Source organism: Terrirubrum flagellatum (assembly GCF_022059845.1).
GTDB lineage: Bacteria > Pseudomonadota > Alphaproteobacteria > Rhizobiales > Beijerinckiaceae > Terrirubrum > Terrirubrum flagellatum.
The window spans coordinates 607,153-624,539 of record NZ_CP091851.1; the positions used below are offsets into that span (position 1 = coordinate 607,153).

18 protein-coding genes are annotated in these 17,387 nt (G+C 63.3%); 8 read left to right on the top strand and 10 right to left on the bottom strand.

Features of this window, described 5'->3' with window-relative positions:
- Nucleotides 1-17 precede the first annotated feature (17 nt).
- From L8F45_RS03125 to L8F45_RS03135, 3 genes are all read left to right on the top strand, one after another.
- Nucleotides 18-350 (top strand): hypothetical protein, encoded by a 333-nt coding sequence (locus L8F45_RS03125; RefSeq protein ID WP_342361429.1) that lies wholly within the window; start codon nucleotides 18-20, stop codon nucleotides 348-350.
- 43 nt (nucleotides 351-393) lie between these two features.
- Entirely contained in the window at nucleotides 394-636 is a 243-nt protein-coding gene (locus tag L8F45_RS03130; RefSeq protein ID WP_342361430.1) for a hypothetical protein, read from the top strand.
- A 174-nt stretch (nucleotides 637-810) separates the two neighbouring features.
- Nucleotides 811-2,139, top strand: a complete 1,329-nt coding sequence (locus L8F45_RS03135) for a tyrosine-type recombinase/integrase (RefSeq protein ID WP_342361431.1) — start codon at nucleotides 811-813, stop codon at nucleotides 2,137-2,139.
- A 181-nt stretch (nucleotides 2,140-2,320) separates the two neighbouring features.
- Here L8F45_RS03135 and L8F45_RS03140 read toward each other — a convergent pair whose 3' ends face one another.
- The gene (locus L8F45_RS03140) at nucleotides 2,321-3,391 is read right to left on the bottom strand and encodes a zinc metalloprotease (RefSeq protein WP_342361432.1); all 1,071 of its coding nucleotides are present in this window, start codon (nucleotides 3,389-3,391) and stop codon (nucleotides 2,321-2,323) included.
- A 271-nt stretch (nucleotides 3,392-3,662) separates the two neighbouring features.
- On the opposite strand from L8F45_RS03140, the gene L8F45_RS03145 reads away from it, so the two are divergent.
- On the top strand, nucleotides 3,663-4,097 hold the full coding sequence (locus L8F45_RS03145) for a low affinity iron permease family protein (protein WP_342361433.1): 435 nt from the start codon (nucleotides 3,663-3,665) through the stop codon (nucleotides 4,095-4,097).
- Between the two features lie 24 nt (nucleotides 4,098-4,121).
- Here L8F45_RS03145 and L8F45_RS03150 read toward each other — a convergent pair whose 3' ends face one another.
- Nucleotides 4,122-5,405, bottom strand: a complete 1,284-nt coding sequence (locus L8F45_RS03150) for a GGDEF domain-containing protein (RefSeq protein ID WP_342361434.1) — start codon at nucleotides 5,403-5,405, stop codon at nucleotides 4,122-4,124.
- Between the two features lie 213 nt (nucleotides 5,406-5,618).
- On the opposite strand from L8F45_RS03150, the gene L8F45_RS03155 reads away from it, so the two are divergent.
- The 3 genes from L8F45_RS03155 to L8F45_RS03165 all read left to right on the top strand — a co-directional run bounded on the left by L8F45_RS03155 (nucleotide 5,619) and on the right by L8F45_RS03165 (nucleotide 8,721).
- Nucleotides 5,619-5,936 (top strand): plasmid stabilization protein, encoded by a 318-nt coding sequence (locus L8F45_RS03155; RefSeq protein ID WP_342361435.1) that lies wholly within the window; start codon nucleotides 5,619-5,621, stop codon nucleotides 5,934-5,936.
- 393 nt (nucleotides 5,937-6,329) lie between these two features.
- Nucleotides 6,330-7,922 carry an ABC transporter substrate-binding protein gene (locus tag L8F45_RS03160; protein ID WP_342361436.1) on the top strand — a complete coding sequence of 531 codons (1,593 nt, stop codon included), beginning with the start codon at nucleotides 6,330-6,332 and terminating at the stop codon, nucleotides 7,920-7,922.
- Nucleotides 7,923-8,058: 136 nt separating this feature from the next.
- A complete protein-coding gene (locus tag L8F45_RS03165; RefSeq protein ID WP_342361437.1) occupies nucleotides 8,059-8,721 on the top strand; it encodes an FABP family protein in 663 nt (220 codons plus the stop codon).
- On the opposite strand, the gene L8F45_RS03170 is transcribed toward L8F45_RS03165, so the two are convergent.
- From L8F45_RS03170 to L8F45_RS03190, 5 genes are read right to left on the bottom strand one after another with little or no spacing between them, the layout of a single operon-like run.
- Nucleotides 8,712-9,488, bottom strand: a complete 777-nt coding sequence (locus tag L8F45_RS03170; protein WP_342361438.1) for an ABC transporter ATP-binding protein — start codon at nucleotides 9,486-9,488, stop codon at nucleotides 8,712-8,714. The two genes, L8F45_RS03165 and L8F45_RS03170, sit on opposite strands and share 10 nt — an antisense overlap.
- Complete coding sequence (locus tag L8F45_RS03175) at nucleotides 9,485-10,336, bottom strand: ABC transporter ATP-binding protein (protein ID WP_342361439.1); 852 nt, start codon at nucleotides 10,334-10,336, stop codon at nucleotides 9,485-9,487. Before L8F45_RS03175 ends, L8F45_RS03170 begins: the two co-directional genes overlap by 4 nt.
- The gene (gene nikC / locus L8F45_RS03180) at nucleotides 10,333-11,223 is read right to left on the bottom strand and encodes a nickel transporter permease (protein ID WP_342361440.1); all 891 of its coding nucleotides are present in this window, start codon (nucleotides 11,221-11,223) and stop codon (nucleotides 10,333-10,335) included. Before nikC ends, L8F45_RS03175 begins: the two co-directional genes overlap by 4 nt.
- On the bottom strand, nucleotides 11,220-12,233 hold the full coding sequence (locus tag L8F45_RS03185; protein ID WP_342363351.1) for an ABC transporter permease: 1,014 nt from the start codon (nucleotides 12,231-12,233) through the stop codon (nucleotides 11,220-11,222). Before L8F45_RS03185 ends, nikC begins: the two co-directional genes overlap by 4 nt.
- Before the next feature lie 58 nt (nucleotides 12,234-12,291).
- Nucleotides 12,292-13,884 carry an ABC transporter substrate-binding protein gene (locus tag L8F45_RS03190; protein WP_342361441.1) on the bottom strand — a complete coding sequence of 531 codons (1,593 nt, stop codon included), beginning with the start codon at nucleotides 13,882-13,884 and terminating at the stop codon, nucleotides 12,292-12,294.
- A 262-nt stretch (nucleotides 13,885-14,146) separates the two neighbouring features.
- Here L8F45_RS03190 and L8F45_RS03195 point away from each other — a divergent pair, with 262 nt between their 5' ends.
- Nucleotides 14,147-14,578, top strand: coding sequence for an Rrf2 family transcriptional regulator (locus tag L8F45_RS03195; protein WP_342361442.1), 432 nt, complete (start codon nucleotides 14,147-14,149; stop codon nucleotides 14,576-14,578).
- Here the strand turns inward: L8F45_RS03195 and L8F45_RS03200 are convergent.
- The 3 genes from L8F45_RS03200 to L8F45_RS03210 are packed head-to-tail and all read right to left on the bottom strand — an operon-like array spanning nucleotide 14,536 to nucleotide 17,383.
- The gene (locus L8F45_RS03200) at nucleotides 14,536-15,369 is read right to left on the bottom strand and encodes a heme ABC transporter ATP-binding protein (protein ID WP_342361443.1); all 834 of its coding nucleotides are present in this window, start codon (nucleotides 15,367-15,369) and stop codon (nucleotides 14,536-14,538) included. The genes L8F45_RS03195 and L8F45_RS03200 overlap by 43 nt on opposite strands.
- A complete protein-coding gene (locus L8F45_RS03205; RefSeq protein WP_342361444.1) occupies nucleotides 15,366-16,466 on the bottom strand; it encodes a FecCD family ABC transporter permease in 1,101 nt (366 codons plus the stop codon). The genes L8F45_RS03200 and L8F45_RS03205 overlap by 4 nt, the downstream gene beginning before the upstream one ends.
- Nucleotides 16,463-17,383 carry a heme/hemin ABC transporter substrate-binding protein gene (locus L8F45_RS03210; RefSeq protein ID WP_342361445.1) on the bottom strand — a complete coding sequence of 307 codons (921 nt, stop codon included), beginning with the start codon at nucleotides 17,381-17,383 and terminating at the stop codon, nucleotides 16,463-16,465. Before L8F45_RS03210 ends, L8F45_RS03205 begins: the two co-directional genes overlap by 4 nt.
- Nucleotides 17,384-17,387 lie beyond the last annotated feature (4 nt).

A 17,387-nucleotide genomic window follows, 5' to 3' on the forward strand; every position in this document is an offset into this window, starting at 1 on the left:
CAATTCTCGAGGGCGAAATGGCTGGCTTTCTGGTGAGGGTCGCGATGCTGATCGCGATCGCGGCTCTCTGCGTCTCGGGCTCGCGCGCGCACGAGTGGTATCCGGCTGAGTGCTGCAGCGGCAATGATTGTGCGCCGATCTCCGCGCAGGCGGTGAGCGAAACGCCGGACGGCTACGTCGTGACGATCGAGCCGGGCTCGCATCCGATGTGGCCGCAGGACGGGCGCGCAGCGCTCGTGCATGTGATCGCCTACAAGGCCGCGCGCAGATCGCAAGATGGCAGGTTTCACATCTGCATCGGTGCGTCCGGCTATCTCTTTTGTTTTTACGCCGCCGTTGGCGGCGTTTGAGTCCGAGCCGGCGGTTCCCGGTATTTCAAAAAGGAGAAGACCCATGATGGTCCGCGCAAAATTCTTCGTCGAGAAGATCGAGCACAGCGACATCCCCGGCACCGACCAGTACGCGTCGATCACGATGCGTCCGGTCTTCGGGACCTATGGCGACGGCGAGGTCAACAAGACCTGGAGCAAATACACGCCATCGGGCCACCTGCAGATCACCATCACGAATCCGTCGGCGATCGACGCCTTCGAGATGGGCAAAGCCTATTATCTCGACTTCACGCCGGCCGACTGACCGGCTCCGAAATCCCGGCCGCGAGGCCGGGATAGCAGCACGGCCTCGGCCGCGTTGCTGCCCTCCTTGGGCGTTTCCTCCCTAGACTTGGCCCCGCCGGCTCCGCCGGCGGGGCCTTTTTGCGTTTGGGCATGGGCTCTTGCCCACCGAAATCAGCGGGTCTAAGCGATGACCATGGTCTCCGTAAAAAAGCGCTCCTGGACGACGAATGGCGTGAAGCGCCAAGGCTATCGCGTTCGCTATGTCGACGACAAAGAAGTCCAGCGGCAGCGGACTTTTCCAACCTTGAGAGAGGCGAACGATTTCCGAGACGAACTCGTCGGCGCTTTGGGCGATGGGACGCACGTTCCCGACGCCGAGAGCCTGACGGTCGCCGAAGCGGCCGAAAATTGGCTCGCGGCATGCAAGGTCGGTCGCGAGGGCCGGCCGCCGCTGGAGGCGTCGACCATGCGCGCCTACACCGCGCACGTTGAGCGCTTCATCAAGCCGAAGCTGGGCAAGCGGTGGCTCAACGACCTGCGCAAGCCGATGATGGTAAAGTTTCGCGACGAACTGCTGCTCGACGGCAATTCGCCCGGCATGGTGAAGCGCGTCATGGGCGCGATGTCGAACATGCTCAAATGGTGCTCGCACCGCGGCGAGATAGCCAACAATGTCGCCTATGGCGTGACGGTCGCCACGTCGAAGCGCCACGCGGCTGAGGAAGAGCCCTTCATCCTGCCGCCGAAGGACGTGGTTCGGGAGATGCTCTCTGCCGCCGACCGCTGGTGCGCGAAGCCGCCTGGCGTCGTGATCCGCGGCAAGATGACCTCGATGGAGCGGATCACGGTCGAGCGCGCCATCTGGTGGCGCGCGATCCTCGCCGTGCTTGTGGGCGCCGGGACGCGCGTGTCCGAGGCCTTGGGCATGCCGATCGACGGCCTGATCCGCCAGAAGCAGCAGCTCGAAATCAAGCAGCGCGCCGATGAGTTCGGGAAGATCGGCCTGCCGAAGAGCGCCGCCGGCTTCCGCAAGATCCCGGTCGATGCAGCCGTCTTCGGTTTCATTGACGAGTGGCTGGCGGTCCGACCGAAGATCCTTGGCGAAGGCATGAAGAGTGACCTGCTCTTTTGCAATGGGCCGGGGAAGGCCGAGCTCTATCGCAACCTGCACCGCCGATTCTGGACGCCGTTGCTCATCGAGGTAGGCGCCGCGCGGCAGGTAACAGGCGCTGACGGGAAGGAGCGAGTCGACGCCGATTTCGGGATTCACGCGCTGCGCCATTTCCACGCGAGCCTCTGCATCGCCGCAGGCATGGAGGCGAAGACCCTGCAGGCGCGCATGGGCCACTCATCGATCCAGGTCACGATGGATATCTACGGCCACCTGTTCGAGGACCACGAGGCCGAGAGCGTGCGGCTCGAACAGGCGACGCGAGCGACCGGCGGCCTTTTCGGATCGACAAATGGGCAAGGAATGGGCAAGAAGGCCATTCCTGGTGGTCAAGATATTGATAACATTTGATAGGGCCGCTCACTCTTAATCACCGGGTCCTAGGTTCGAGCCCTAGTGCGCCCACCACACAACCCCTGATATCGCTGATATTTCCGGACGTCATGAGCGGGTGGCGGGGTCGCCTCCGCGACTGCGGCTCATTCTCCGGAAGCGCTTCAGCCGGCGCGCAAGTTAGGGCGTAGCGACGGCGCTAGACGACGACGGGCGCCAGCCTGCTCAGGGAAGGCGTAAAATCGATGGGCTTGTATGTCGTTCCGCCGCCATTGGTGCTGAACCAGGTCGCGGCCGCATTTTGCCAGGGCGTGGCGTAACGAGCTCTCAATTGATCGCCCATGCCCATGACTTCGACATTGTCTGGATCCGTGCTCACGCAATAGGGCGTCGCCGGCGTCTTGACCTCGCAGGGATGATGAAGGCCGAGGTTGTGCCCGATCTCATGAATGGCTGTGTTGAACGGGTTGATGAAGCCGCTCACCGCAGGGGAGTCGGTCAACAGATCGGCCTTGTCGAGCAGCTTTGAATCCGAACCGAATGCGACGCTGCTGGTCGCGTTGGTCTTGAGAACGCGAATTTCCTGATGCGCGGCGCCCGCCACGGCGAATTCGACCTTGTACACGCAATGAAGATTGACCCGGCGTTTGCCGCCGCCTGGAGCGTCGACTTCCAGCTCATGCAGGGACGCTGGAGTCGCGAGCCACATCTTCTCGCTCCATGCGCCTTCGATCAGCTTCTTGAATTTCCAGACCCAGGCGTTCCATTCCTTGTTCGACCAGTATTGCGAGGTCCAGTTCGTCCCCGTCGTATCGGTTATGGTCAACCCGCCCCGAATAGGGATCAATGCGAACTTCTGCACGATGACAATCGATGCGTTCCAGTTTGGACCTATGCCAGTCGTGTCGACATAGTAGTTGTAGTTCACGCCCTTGATGGCCGGCCGCTTCTTGGCGCCCGATTTGCCGATTGCGAGCTGAAAGACGTCCCAGCGATAGCCTGTATTCGTATCGATCGCATCGATGAGAACGTGGCCTTCGCGCGTTCCAACAATCTCGAACCAGGTGATGTTGTTGCTCGAGGATTCGACAATCTCTCGCTTGTTGACGACTCCCATGCTGGGATCGTTCGGACCAACCTTGATCCAGTCGAAATAATTTGAAAATCCGAAACGAAAGGCCTGTCCGACGCTGACCGGCTGAATTGTGTTGCTGATCGGAGGAGGCGCGGGCTCGTTGGGCTTGCTTCGCCATGCGACGAACTTGGACATCTCGTCCTCCTGCCTGCGATGGTCGGATACGAGTTGATATTGCGCCAACAGCACTGGCAGAGATGTGCTCCACCACACGCTCCCAGGCGCGGAGTTTTGATCTGGCATTGACAAGTCACTGTGATGCGCAATCCGGCGCGCCTGACGCGTTTCATCATTGATCGCTCGGCTCCAACGCAGCGGGGATTGCGGAAATCAGCAACGCCCGTGATGAACTTTCGTGCGCGCGGCGCGTTGAACGTCGCAAGGTCACACGTCGTCGAAAGTCGTCATGTCGAGGATGTTTTCACGCTTCGCCAATCTGGTCGCGCGCTGGGCGGGAAAACCGATCACCTTTGCGCTCGCGACGGCGGTCATCATCGCCTGGGCGGCGTCAGGGCCATTGTTCGGATTCTCCGATACCTGGCAGCTCGTGATCAACACGGGGACGACGATCGTCACCTTCCTCATGGTGTTCCTGATTCAGAACTCGCAGAACCGCGACGGCGCTGCGATCCAGACAAAGCTCGATGAGATCATCCGCGCCATAGAGCGCGCGCACAACGATTTCATCGGCATCGAACATCTTACCGAAGAAGACCTCGAAGAGATCCGCAGGGATTGCGAGAAAGCAGCCGGCGGCGAGGAGGATGCGGAGGAGATAAGCGAACGGTTACGAAAATCGTTCGGGCGCCTGAGCGGCGCAGCGCGCTACAATAGACAATAGCGGTCGCCGCGCTGGAAGCTGCGATCAGCCGAAGCGAATGTTCGACGCGGCGGCGTGTGCGGCGTCCGCTGTGGATTGTCCCCTGACGCGGTCGCGGCCGTCGGCCTTGGCGGCGTAGAGATGGCGATCGGCGATCTCGAAGAGATCAGCGAGACAGCGCATGTCTTCCGACGCGCTGGCGACGCCGACGCTGACTGTCGCTGGAATGTGCGTCGTCAGCCGGCGGCGACGAACGCCGAGCCGCACGCGTTCGCCAAGCAGACAGGCGACATTGTGCGGAACATGGACAAGAATGGCGAACTCCTCGCCGCCGATGCGATAGACGCGATTGCGATCCGGCGTGGATTCCTGAAGCACCTCGGCGATATCCCGCAGAACCTGATCGCCGGCGGAATGGCCGAACCGGTCATTGATCCCCTTGAAATGATCGACGTCGATCAGCAGGAGGCTGATGTCGGACCTGCGGCGATTGTTCGCCTGAAACAGCGCCGCGCCGGCTTCATCGAAGCGAGCGCGATTGAAAAGTCCTGTCAGCCCGTCGCGATCGGCGCGCGCGACCAGCGCCTCATAGCGTTCGCGATAGGTGAGCGCGTCAAAGATGTCGCCAATCGGCCCGGCGACGCGCGTTTCCGCGCGCTCGAAAACCCTGAGATAAAGAGCGATCATCAGGCTGAAGACAAAGGCCGCTCCCATCTTGGCGAACCAGCCGCCGAAAAGAACCGCAATCGGCGCGCCGATCACGACGCGCAACGCGAGATAAAATCCGATCTGGTCGAAAGTCAGGATGCAGCAGGAAGCGATCAGGATGCGCGGCCATTGCGCGGGACCGAGCCAGCGGCCGAGCTTTTCGTAGAGCAGGATGATGGCGATCGCGTCTATGAATAGAAGCGTCGTGCCCCACACCATCAGCACGCCCATCTGATCGATGAAGGCGAGATCGGGAAGGCGCCCGGCGATCGGCGCCACCTCATGCTGGCGTAGAATGAAAGCGAGCCCGACCACGAGGAAGTTGCCGGCGAGCAGGCCATACACCGGCTGCCGCACCGTGACCGCGTCCTCCTTGATGTAGAGGAGGAGCAGCATCATCAGCTTGCCGGAAAATAGCACCGTGGAGCCTGGTGAAATGACGCCGAACGGCAGCGCGACATAGAAGACGCTGGCGAGATAGGTCTCGACGAAATGCATGACGCCGAGAACGCATACGAACAGCCCGACGCCGACGCGCTTGCGGGCTCTGAACAACGCAGCCATGACGGCGAAATAGATCGCCGCTTCGACGAGCAGCAGCAAAACGTTGATCCACGCCATCGCGCGCCGCGGCCTGCGAATCCCTGTGCGTAAAGTGGCTCGACGCTATGCGGGAATGCTTAACGTCGCCTTAGGAAGACGGCCATGTTTCTGAATGGAAACATGATTTGGCGTCGGCGCTGAAATCGCTGCGGTCTTGGGGAGGGTGATTTCCCGGTTTACGGGAACTGCGGGCCAAGAGCTCTGTTACCTCCGGAGAACAAGGAGAGAGCCATGCCACGCGGCGACAAATCGAAATACACCGACAAGCAGGAGCGGAAAGCCGACCATATCGCCGAAGGTTATGAGGAGCGCGGCGTGCCGGAGAAGGAGGCGGAGCGTCGAGCCTGGGCGACGGTCAACAAGGACGACGCCGGCGGCAAGAAATCAGGCTCGGGCCGCGGCGCGCACACCGGGCATCCGGCGGCGCATAAAGGCGGTCGTCTCGGCGGCGAGGCGTCGGCGGAGCGGCCTGCTTCAGAGCGTTCTGCGTCGGCGAGGAAGGCGGCCGCCACGCGCAAGCGCCATGAACGTGAGCACGCGCATCACTGACGCACGTTCGCACCGAGCAGACTATCTCGTGATCAGCCTGCTGGCGCAGCCGACCGTCGGACAGTTCAAACCGAAGCCGCGCCGGTCGCGCTGGCATTGTACGACGGACTCGCCGCGATAGGGCATTCCGAAGCAACTTGCGTCGGCCCTGCACTCGGCGACGTTCCGGTGGCGAGAGCAGGGATCGTTGGCGATCGGCGACGCGCACCAGTCGTCGGGGCGGACGCCGCAAGGCGGCGTCTGCGCAATTGCAGCGGTCGCGCACCCGATGACGAGCATGACATAAGCTGGTCGCAACATGAACGTCGTCTCCCTCAGGGGACCTATCACGAAACGGCCTTGACCGCGCGCAGCCCACCGCCTCAATTGCTGGCGACTGTTGAGGGGTGCGCCATGCGTCTGTTGCGATCGATCCTGGGCGGCCTTGCCGTCGCCGCCGTTCTTGCTGTTGCTCCATTGTCGGCGAAGACGCCCGCGAATGTTTTGGTCGTCGCCAAGAATATTGACGACATCGTCAGCCTCGATCCGGCGCAGGCCTACGAGTTCACCAGCGGCGAGATCGTCGTCAATCTCTATGACCGGCTCGTGCAGTACGATCCGGCGAATCTGGAGAAGCTGCAGCCGAGTCTCGCGGAAAGCTGGAAGGTCTCGGATGACGGCAAGACGATCACCTTCAAGCTGAGGCCGGGCGTCAAATTCTCGTCCGGCAACCCGCTGCGGCCGGAAGATGTCGTGTTCTCCTTCAAGCGCGTCATTGTGCTGAAGAAGGCGCCGGCCTTCATTCTCTCGCAGTTCGGCTGGACTGCCGACAATATCGACCAGATGGTGAAGAAGGTCTCGGCTGATGAAGTCGCGGTGACCATCGCCGAGAAATTCGCGCCATCCTTCGTGCTCAACGCGCTCGCGGCCCGGCCAGGCGCGATCGTCGATGAAGTCGAGGCGATGAAGAACGCCAAGGACGGCGATCTCGGCAATGGCTGGCTGACGCGCAACTCCGCCGGCACAGGCCCGTTCACCCTGCGCGCGTGGCGCGCCGGCGAGGGCGTCACGCTCGATGCGAACCCGACGCACTTCCGCGGCGCGCCGAAATTGCGCCAGGTCGTGTTGCGCCATGTGGCGGAGGCGGGCGCGCAGCGTCTGCTGATCGAGAATGGGGACGCCGACATCGCGCGCAATCTCGGACCTGATCAGATCGCGGCGCTCGCCGAGAAGCCGGGCGTGAAGATCGAGAATTATCCGCAGGCGGCGGTGCATTTCCTCAGCCTCAACATCAAGCATGAGAAGCTGAAAAATCCGGCGTTGTGGGAGGCGCTGCGCTGGATGATCGATTATGACGGCATCGCCAAAACGCTGTTGCGCGGCCAGATGAAGGTGCATCAGGCCTTCTGGCCGGAAGGCTTCGCGGGCTCGGTCGATGATACGCCCTTCAAGCTCGACATCGCCAAGGCGAAAGAGATTCTCGCCAAGGGCGGCGTGCAGCCCGGCCTCACGATCGACATGGATGTGATCTCGTCCGCGCCGTTCACGGATATTGGCCAGTCGATCCAGGCGACGATGGCGCAGGCGGGCGTCAAGCTCAATCTGATCCCCGGCTCGTCAGCGCAGGTGATCACGAAGTATCGCGCCCGCAATCATGAGGCGATGCTGCTCTATTGGGGCCCTGACTTCATGGACCCGCATTCAAACGCCAAGGCGTTCGCCTACAACACCGACAATTCCGACGGCGCTCCGCAGAGCACGACGACCTGGCGCAATTCATGGGCGCCGGCCGAATTGTCGAAGCTGACGCAGGCCGCGCTGGTCGAACCGGATGCGGGCAAGCGGCTCGACATGTATCGCGAACTGCAGCGCGCCGTGATGAAGGAGGCGCCGTGGGCGATGACCTTCCAGGCGCAAGCTCAGGTGGCGCTGCGGAGTGAAGTGAAAGGCTTCATCCACGGCGCGGTGAGCGATCTCGTGTTCTACAGCGGCGTGACGAAGGACTGACGGCTGATTGGAAATATTGACGCAAGCTGGTCTTCGGGCTTGCGTCCGGCAGTCAAGCGCGCCGCTTTGATGGCGGCGCGCGCCGAGGGGAGGCAGAACATCCTGACATTAAGGCTTCGCGGACAAGGTTCACAGCATGCTGCCCATTCCCGCCGATATCTTCACCGAGCCCGACGATGTCGCGCCTGACGGGCTCGCCAATCTTGGTCCGCTCCGTCGACTTGCGGGCGTCTGGCAGGCGGATAAGGGGATCGACATCAATCCCAAAGCTCAAGGGCCGGAGCGCCGCGTCTTTCGCGAACATGTTCGAATGGATCCGATCGATCCGCAGGCCAATGGCCCACAGCTCTTCTACGGTTTGCGTTACCACATCCACATCAACACGCCGGAGGAAGATGTCACCTTCCACGATCAGGTTGGCTACTGGCTGTGGGAGCCCGCCACCGGTCTGATCATGCAGAGCGTGACGATTCCAAGGGGGCAGGTCGTTCTCGCCGCGGGCCATGCAAAACCGGACGACAGAACGATTTCCGTCAGCGCGAAACGCGGCGATGCGCTCTACGGAATCTGCTCGACCGAATTTCTCGACGAAGCCTTCCGCACGAACAGCTATCGTTGCGACATCATCTTCAACGATGATGCGAGCTGGACCTACAATATCGAGACCGAGCTGCTGGTCAGGGGACGCGACCAGCCGTTCAACCATCACGACACGAACACGCTGAAGCTCGTCGAAGCTCCGACGCTCAACCCGCTGGCGATGATCCTGCGTGATCGCGGCAAGCAGGGTCAGTCGTAGGTGACGAAGTTGCGCGCCGCCGCCCTGTCATAGCCGCGCGTCGCCGCAAGGAGCTGCCGCGTATAGGCTTCGCGGGGCTCGCCTGATCGCAATGCGGCCGCCGTCGTCTCTTCGACGATGCGGCCGCTGTTCATCACCGCGATCCGGTCGCACATATGGGCGACCACTGCGAGATTGTGGCTGACGAGAATCATCGTCAGCCCGCGCGCCTTGCGCAGCGCCGCGAGGAGATTGAGCACTTCGGCCTGAATCGACACATCAAGCGCCGAAGTCGGCTCGTCGAGCAGCAGGATCGACGGCTCAAGGATCAGCGCGCGCGCGATGGCGACGCGCTGGCGCTGGCCACCTGAAAGCTGATGCGGATAGCGGAAGCGGAAAGACGGCCCGAGGCCGACGTCGCTCAGCGCGCGCGAGATGCGCTGCTCGGCCTTGTCGAGGCCGTGAATGGCGATCGGTTCGGCGAGCGTGCGATCGACGGTCTGCTTGGGATGCAGGCTGCCGAACGGGTCCTGGAACACCATCTGGGCGGCGCGATAGAAGCGCTTCGCTCGCTTGCGCTGCTGCGTCTCGCCATTGACCTCGATGGTCCCGCTCCAATCCGGATTGAGGCCGGAAATGGCGCGCAGCACAGTCGATTTCCCCGAACCGGATTCGCCGACGAGGCCGTAACTCTCGCCCTGCGCAACGTCGAAGCTGACGTCGCGGACGGCGTGGAGAAGGCCGAAGCGTACCTCGAGATGCGCGATGCGGATAGCGGGCTTTGTCATGCGAGCCACGCCGCGTCGCGCTGGAGGGTCGGGAGGGCCGCGTCGGTGCGATCGAGCTCCGGCATGCAGCGCAGCAGGCCCTGCGTGTAGGGATGCTTCGCGTTCGCGAGGTCGCGCGCGTTGAGCGTCTCCATCGCTTTGCCCGCATACATCACGATGACGCGGTCGCAGAAGGAGCCGACAAGCGAGAGATCATGGCTGATGAAGATCAGCCCCATGCCGCGCTCGCTGACGAGATCATCAAGGATCGCCAGCACCTGCATCTGCACGGTGACGTCGAGCGCCGATGTCGGCTCGTCCGCAATGAGAAGGTCAGGCTCGGCGATCAGCACCATCGCGATCATGACGCGCTGGCCCATGCCGCCGGAGACCTCGTGCGGATAGAGATCATAGACACGCTTCGGATTGCGGATGCGCACGGCGTCGAGCATTTCGAGCGCGCGCTCGCGCGCCTCGCGGCTGCTCACCTTGCGATGAGTGCGATAACCCTCGGCGATCTGGTCGCCGACTTTCATGACAGGATTGAGCGAGAATTTCGGATCCTGCATCACCATGGACATGCGCTCGCCGCGCAACTCACGGCGTTCGTTCTGCGGCATGGTCAGAAGATCGCGCCCCATGAAATGCATGCGGTCCGCGATCACCTCGCCCGGCGGCTGGATCAGGTCGAGAATGGCGCGGCCGGTCATGGATTTGCCGGACCCGGATTCGCCGACGATGCCAAGACGCTCGCGCCCCAGCGTGAAGGAGAGGCCGCGCACGGCGTTCACGATGCCGGTGCGCGTGTGGAAGCGAACGCGAAGATTCTCGACTTCAAGGAGCGGCGGCTGGTCTGGAGTGTTGATCATTTCGCGTCCAGCACGTCGCGCAGGCCGTCGCCCAGCAAATTGAAGCCCAGGGTGCAGAGGCAGATCGCAACGCCGGGGAAGGTTGCGACCCACCACTGATCGAAAATCTGCTCGCGGCCGGCGGAGATCATCGCGCCCCATTCCGGCAGCGGCGGCTGCGCGCCAAGGCCGAGGAAGCCAAGTCCCGCAGCGGTGAGGATAATGCCGGCCATGTCGAGCGTGGTGCGCACGATCAGCGACGGCACGCAGATCGGCACCACGTGGCGCAGCACGATGCGCAGCCCGCTCGCGCCCTGCAATCGCACGGCGGCGATATAGTCGGAGTTGCGGACGACCAGCGTCTCCGCGCGCGCGACGCGCGCATAGGGCGGCCAGGCCGTGAAGGCGATGGCGATCACCGCATTCTCGAGTCCGGGCCCCAACGCGGCGACGAAGGCGAGCGCGAGAATGAGGCGCGGGAAGGCGAGGAACACGTCAGTCATGCGCATGAGAATCGTGTCGACCCAGCCGCCGAAATAGCCGGCGGTCGCGCCGATCAGCAGCCCCATCGGGCCGACAGTCACGACCACGAGCAGCACAATGAAGAGCGTGATGCGCGCGCCATAGACAATGCGGCTGAAGATGTCGCGGCCAAGCGAATCCGTGCCAAGCCAGTGCGACGAGGACATCGGCTGAAGGCGGTTGGCGAGATTCTGCGCAATGGGATCATGGGTCGCGATCACAGGCGCGAAGGCCGCGACCAGCAACAGGACGACGACGATGCCGAGGCCGAGCAGCGCCAGCGGATTGGCGCGGAAGGCGAGCCATTGCCGATAGGCCTGGCCCAGCCGCGACTGAAGCCGCGAATGCGGCTCGTCGGAAAGGAGATAGGCGCGGGCCGTGCTCATCGCGCCCTCGGATCGAGCGTGCGCGCGAGAATGTCAGAGATCAGATTCACGCAGATATAGACCGAGCCGACGACGATCGTGCCGCCCAGCACAGCGTTCATGTCGGCGTTGAGGAGGGAGTTAGTGATGTAACGGCCAAGGCCTGGCCAGGCGAAGATCGTCTCGGTGAGCACGGAGCCTTCGAGCAGGTTGGCGTAGGAGAGGGCGATCACCGTCATCATCGGCGCCGCGGCGTTGCGCAACGCATGCACCCAGATCACGCGCTTCTCGGAGACGCCCTTCACCCGCGCCGTGATGATGTATTGCTGCTGCAATTCGCCGAGCATGAAGCTGCGGGTCATGCGGCTGATATAGGCAAGGCTGAAGAAGCCAAGCACCGACGCCGGCAGGATGAGATGCGAAAAGGCGTCGCGGAACGTCTCCCATTCGCCCTGCATGGCGGAGTCGATCAGGATCACGCCGGTGACCGGCGTCACCATGTCCTGATAGGCGACGCCGACGCGGCCAGGGCCGCCGACGATTCCAAGCTTGGCGTAGAACAGCAGCAGCCCCATCAGGCCGAGCCAGAACACCGGAACGGAATAGCCGAAGAGGCCGACGACGCGCGCGATGTGATCGGGCCAGCGGCCGCTCTTCACCGCCGCCGCGACGCCCATGGGCACGCCGAGCAGCACGCCGATGATGGTGCCGAGCGTTGCGAGTTCCAGCGTCGCGGGGAAGACGATCTTGATATCGGTCAGCACCGGGTTGGCGGTCAGAACCGAGTTGCCGAAATCGCCGCGCAGCACCTTGCCGATATAGATCGCGAACTGGCGCCAGAGTGGCTGGTCGAGACCGAGTTCGATCTTCGCCTTGGCGTAGACATCCGCCGGCGCGCGGTCGCCGACGACCGCCAGCACGGGATCGATCGGCACGACGCGCGCAATCAGGAAGGTGACGAGCAGCAGCCCGAAGAAGGTGACGAGGATGGAGGCGATCTCGCGACCGCCGATCCGCACGTAAGTTTTCATGCGGGCGAGGAGAACCCCGCCCGCACTATCAGCCGAACCGATCGGCATGGGACCGAATTCAGCCCTTGGTGATGTTGGAATAGTAGTTCGTGTCGGAGTTCGGTCCGATCACGAAGCCTTCGACTCCCTTGCGGCGCGCCGCGACTTCGATCTGCTGGAACATGATGACGAAGGGCGACACCTTCTGATGTTCGCGCTCGCTCGTCTCGTAGCCTGCCGCGCGCTTCTCCGCGACCTTCTCGAGCACGAGGTCGACCGTCTGCTTGGTCATCGCCGGAATGTTCCAGGCATTGCGCCAGGCGAGCGACTTCACCTTGGCGTCGTCGGCGTTGTCAGGGTTCGAAGCGAACGCGTCGGCATTGGTGTGCGGGTCCTGATAGTCCGGGCCCCACTGGCCGATATAGATGTCATGCTGGCGAGCGCGATATTTGGTCAGCGTCTGCTTGCCGTCGCCGGGGATCAGTTCGAGCTTGATTCCCGCCTGCGCCCAGGTCGCCTGGATCGCCTGCGCGATGTCGGTGATCGGCGCGATCGAACGCACATCCATGGTGACGGTGAAGCCGTTGGCGACGCCGGCCTTGGCCAGCAGTTCCTTGCCCTTGGCGAGATCGAACTTGTAGGGCTTGTCGGCGATGGCGCCGAGGAAACCGATCGGCAGATAGGCTTCATGCGCCCTGAAAGTGCCGGCGACGATGTTCTTCTCGATCGCGTCATAATCGACGAGCCACTTCAGCGCTTCGGCGACCTCGGGCTTCGCGAGCGAGGGATTCTTCTGGTTCAGGCCGAGATAGAGGATGTAGCCCTTATCGCCGGACTCGACTGCGATCGCCGGGTTCGCGGAGACGGCCGCCATCTGGTCCTTCGAGAGATTGCGCGCGAAATCAACATCGCCCTTCTCAAGCAGCAGGCGCTGCGCCGCGGGCTCCGAGACATGGCGCACGATCACGCGCTTGTTCTTGGGCGCGCCGCGATACCAGTTCGGATTGGCTTCCAGCGTATATTGCTCGTTGGCGCGCCAGGCGCGCAGGATGTAAGCGCCGGACCCAGCTGAATTCTGCTTCATCCAGGCGTTGCCGTAGTCGCCGTCCTTGATGTGCTCCTTCACCACCTTGCTGTCGACGACGGCGGCGACGCCGGCTGTCATGCAGTTGAGGAAGAAGGTCGGCGCATAGGCCTTGTCGAGCGTGATCGCGATCGTGCGCTCGTCGACGACCTTCACCGTCTGGGCGATATTGTCCTTGGTGAAGCCGAACTGGGTGAGAATGAAGCCCGGTGACTTGTTGAGAACAACGGCGCGCTCGATCGAATAGGCGACGTCTGCGGCGGTGATCGGATTACCGGAATGGAATTTCAGGCCCGGGCGCAGCTTGAAAGTGAAGGTCTTGCCGTCGTCGCTGACGGTCCAGCCTTCGGCGAGCGCGCCATAGAGCTTCGAGACGTCCTTCACGTCGAACGCGACCAGCTTGTCGTACACATTCGCCAGCGCTTCGCCGCCTGAGAATTCAAACGCCTCGGCGGGATCAAGCGAAATGATGTCGTCGATCTGTTTCGCCATGACGACCGTGTCCTTCGGCGTCTGCGCGAAGGCGGGCGAGGCCGCGAGGAAAGTCGCCGCGAAAAGGCTCGATACGAGAAGTGAAGATGGACGCATGGTGGACCCCTGTGATCGTTGGCCGGCGGCTTGGACGAATGGGGGTCTGGCTCTTGGCCGACGACCGCGCCGCCGTCCTGGCGCCGATTGTTTTTGTATCATTCATGCCTTCGGACGGCTTTCAAGCGCTAAACACGGGCTGTCCCGCCCGCCGGATGGGCTTGAAACGCCCGTCCCGAAGGCGCCAAGCCGGTAGGGGCTGGGCCGCGCCCGCGATGTCGGCCATAATGGCCGGCCGGCGATCCGTGAACACCGACATTCCATGTGGCTCAACCAGCAGACCTTCGACGCGATCCGGCTGATGGCCGAGTTGGCCTCGCGATGGCCGCAGGCTGCGAAGGCCGCCGATCTCGCCGCCGCCACCGGCATCACGCCGATGAATGTACAGAAGACGGTTCATGCGCTCGGCCGCACGGCGCTGATCGAAACCGAACGCGGCCGCTATGGCGGCGTCCGTCTCGTGCGCCCGGCCGACGCGATCACCATCGGCGAGATCGTCCGCGCCTTCGAGCCGAAGGATTGTCCGGCGAACTTTCTTGTCGCCTCCGAGCGCGACGCTGCAATCTCAACGCTTCTCTTCCGCGCCCATCGTGGTTTCTTTCATCCGCTGGAGGCGGCCACGCTGGCCGATCTCGAACAGCCGCTGCGTCGTCAGAAGCTGGCGGCGGAAGCGGCCGGCGCCTTGCGGGCGTAGTGCTGCGGCAGGATGAAGGGCAGATTTTCGCCGGGCAGTTCATTCAACGGCAGATCAACGGCGAATACGTCTCTGACGAGTTCGGTCGAAAGCACCTGGCCTGGCGTGCCGTCGGCGACAATGCGGCCGCCGCGCATCACCACAAGGCGGTCAGCGAAGGTCGCCGCAAGATTGAGATCATGCAGCACTGCGATGACGCAAACGCCTTTTGCGCATTCACGCGTCGCCGCCTGCATCAAGCCGAGCTGGTGATTGAGGTCGAGGCTCGCCACTGGCTCGTCGAGAAAGAGAACGCGGCGCTCCGCGATCGAGCTCCCTGCCGCAAGCTGCGCGAGCGCGCGCGCGAACTGCACGCGTTGCTGCTCGCCGCCCGAGAGCGTCTGATAGAGCCGGCCTGACAGGGCCTCGACATCAGCCGACCGGATTGCGGCTGCGATGATCTCGTGCCGTCGCGCCGCCGCGAGGCGGCGGCCGACGCCGTCGACTCCGAGTCGCACCACTTCGGCGACGGAAAAGGGAAATGTCAGTCGCGCCGCCTGTGTCATCACCGCGCGGCGCGCGGCGAGCGCCCATGGCGGAATATCATGGATGTTTTCGCCGTCGAGACTGATATGCCCCGCGCTCGATTTGAGCTCCCCGGTGAGCAGCTTCAGCAAAGTCGTCTTTCCCGCGCCGTTCGGCCCGACAACGACAAGTAGTTCGCCCGGCTCGGCGCGCAGCGAGGCTTCCGCGACGAGAAAACGATCGCGCACGCGATAGCAAATCGATCGGGCTTCAATCAGCGCCGTCATCCGTCAATCGCCCGGTCGCGCCGCAGAAGCATCCACAGGAAGAATGGCGCGCCAATGATCGCGGTGAGGATGCCGATCGGCAATTCCGCCGGCGCGACAATGGTGCGCGCGAGCGAATCCGCAACGATGATCAGCGCAGCGCCGAGGATCGCGCTCAGCGGCAGTAGGGCGCGATGATCCGGGCCGATCACAAGGCGCAGCGCGTGCGGCGTGACGATGCCGACGAAGCTGACGATTCCGGTCGCGGCCACGCTTGCGCCGACAGCAAGCGCCGTCACGATGATCGTCGCGCGCTTCACCGTCTGCACCGCGATGCCGAGATGGAACGCCTCGGCTTCGCCAAGCAGCAGCGCGTTCAGTCCACGCGCGAGAAACGGCGTCGCGCAGAGTGCGCCGATGACGATGGGCGCGACGCCCGCGACCTTGGCCCAGGTCGCGCCGCCAAGGCTGCCGAGAGTCCAGAATGTCAGGTCGCGCAACTGCCTGTCATCGCTGACATAGGCGAGAAGGCCCATGCAGGACGCGGCGAGCGCGCCGATTGCGATGCCGGCGAGCAGCATCGTCGCGATGGAGGTTCGTCCCTCGCGCGTCGCGATGGCGTAGAGGGTCATGGTCGCGATGAGCGCGCCGACGAACGCGCCAACGGGAAGAAGCGCGAAGGGGGGCGCTCCGATGACAGGTGCGAGATAACGATCGCCGAAGACGATCGTGACGCCGGCGGCAAGCGCGGCGCCGGCCGAAACGCCGACAAGGCCGGGATCGGCGAGAGGATTGCGGAACAGGCCCTGCATCAAGGTGCCGGCGACCGCGAGGCCAGCGCCAACAAGCGCGCCGAGAAGCAGCCGGGGAAGACGAATATTCAGAATGACGAGCGCGTCGCGTGACGACGCGATTGCCGCATCACCGCTCAATGCTCCCGAGATGACCTCGATAACGCGGCGCGGCGCGATCGCAAGCGCGCCGGAGCCTAGCGAGACGATGGCTGCAACGATGAGGATCGCGCAAAGCGCAATTGTCAGCCGCCAAATTCGTTTCTGACGCGCCGCAAAGACGTCGTCGGCATCAACGTCAGCCATCTGGCCGACGGCAGTCGTCATGACCGGCCTGCGACGGCCGCTCCATAGATCGCCTGCATCAGATCGCGCGCGGCGTCCGGCGTGCGCGGGCCGAAACCGAGGAGATAAAGACCGTCCATCGCAGCGAAGGATTTCGTCTTCGCCGCAGGCGTCGTCGCAAATGACGGCAGGGCGAAGATTTGATCAGCGGAGAAAGTTTGTCCGGCGCGATCCATCGCGAGAATGAAATCAGGCGCCGCTGCCGTGATGGCTTCGTCGGTCACCGGCTTGTAGCCATCGAATGCGTTAAACACGTTCGTTGCGCCCGCAAGCTTCATGATTGCGTCGGCGGAGGTGTTGCGGCCGGCCGCCATCACCTTTCCGTTCTGCAAAGAGAGAATGAAGAGAACGCGCTTCGGCGTCGCGATGCGCGCCTTCGCGACATCGAGCGCACGGAACCCTTCCGCCGTGCTTGCGGCCAGCGTTTCGCCGCGAGGGCCTGCGCCGACGATCGCGGCGACGCGGCGGACGCGATCGACGACGCCATCGGCGGTGAATTCATCGGGCACATGCGCGACATTGACGCCTGCGTCCGTGACGAGTTTCAGCGCGTCGGGCGGCCCCGCGCCATCGATGGCGATCACGAGAGACGGCTTCAGCGACAGCACGCCTTCGGCCGACAGCGCGCGGACATAGCCGACATTCGGCTTGTCCTTCATTGCATTCGCTGGAAACAGGCTGGTCGTATCGACGCCGACGATCTGGTCCTGCATCCCAAGCGCATAGATGATCTCGGTGATCACGCCGCCGGCGGCGACAATGCGCTGATGCACTGGCGTCTGCGCATTCGCTTCGCGCGCGCCGATGAAGCGCGGCGGCTCGGCGAACAGACCAGCGACGCCGGCGCAAGTGAGCGCGATCGACGCAAGAAAAGAGAGTGTCGGTGATGGGCGACGCATGATG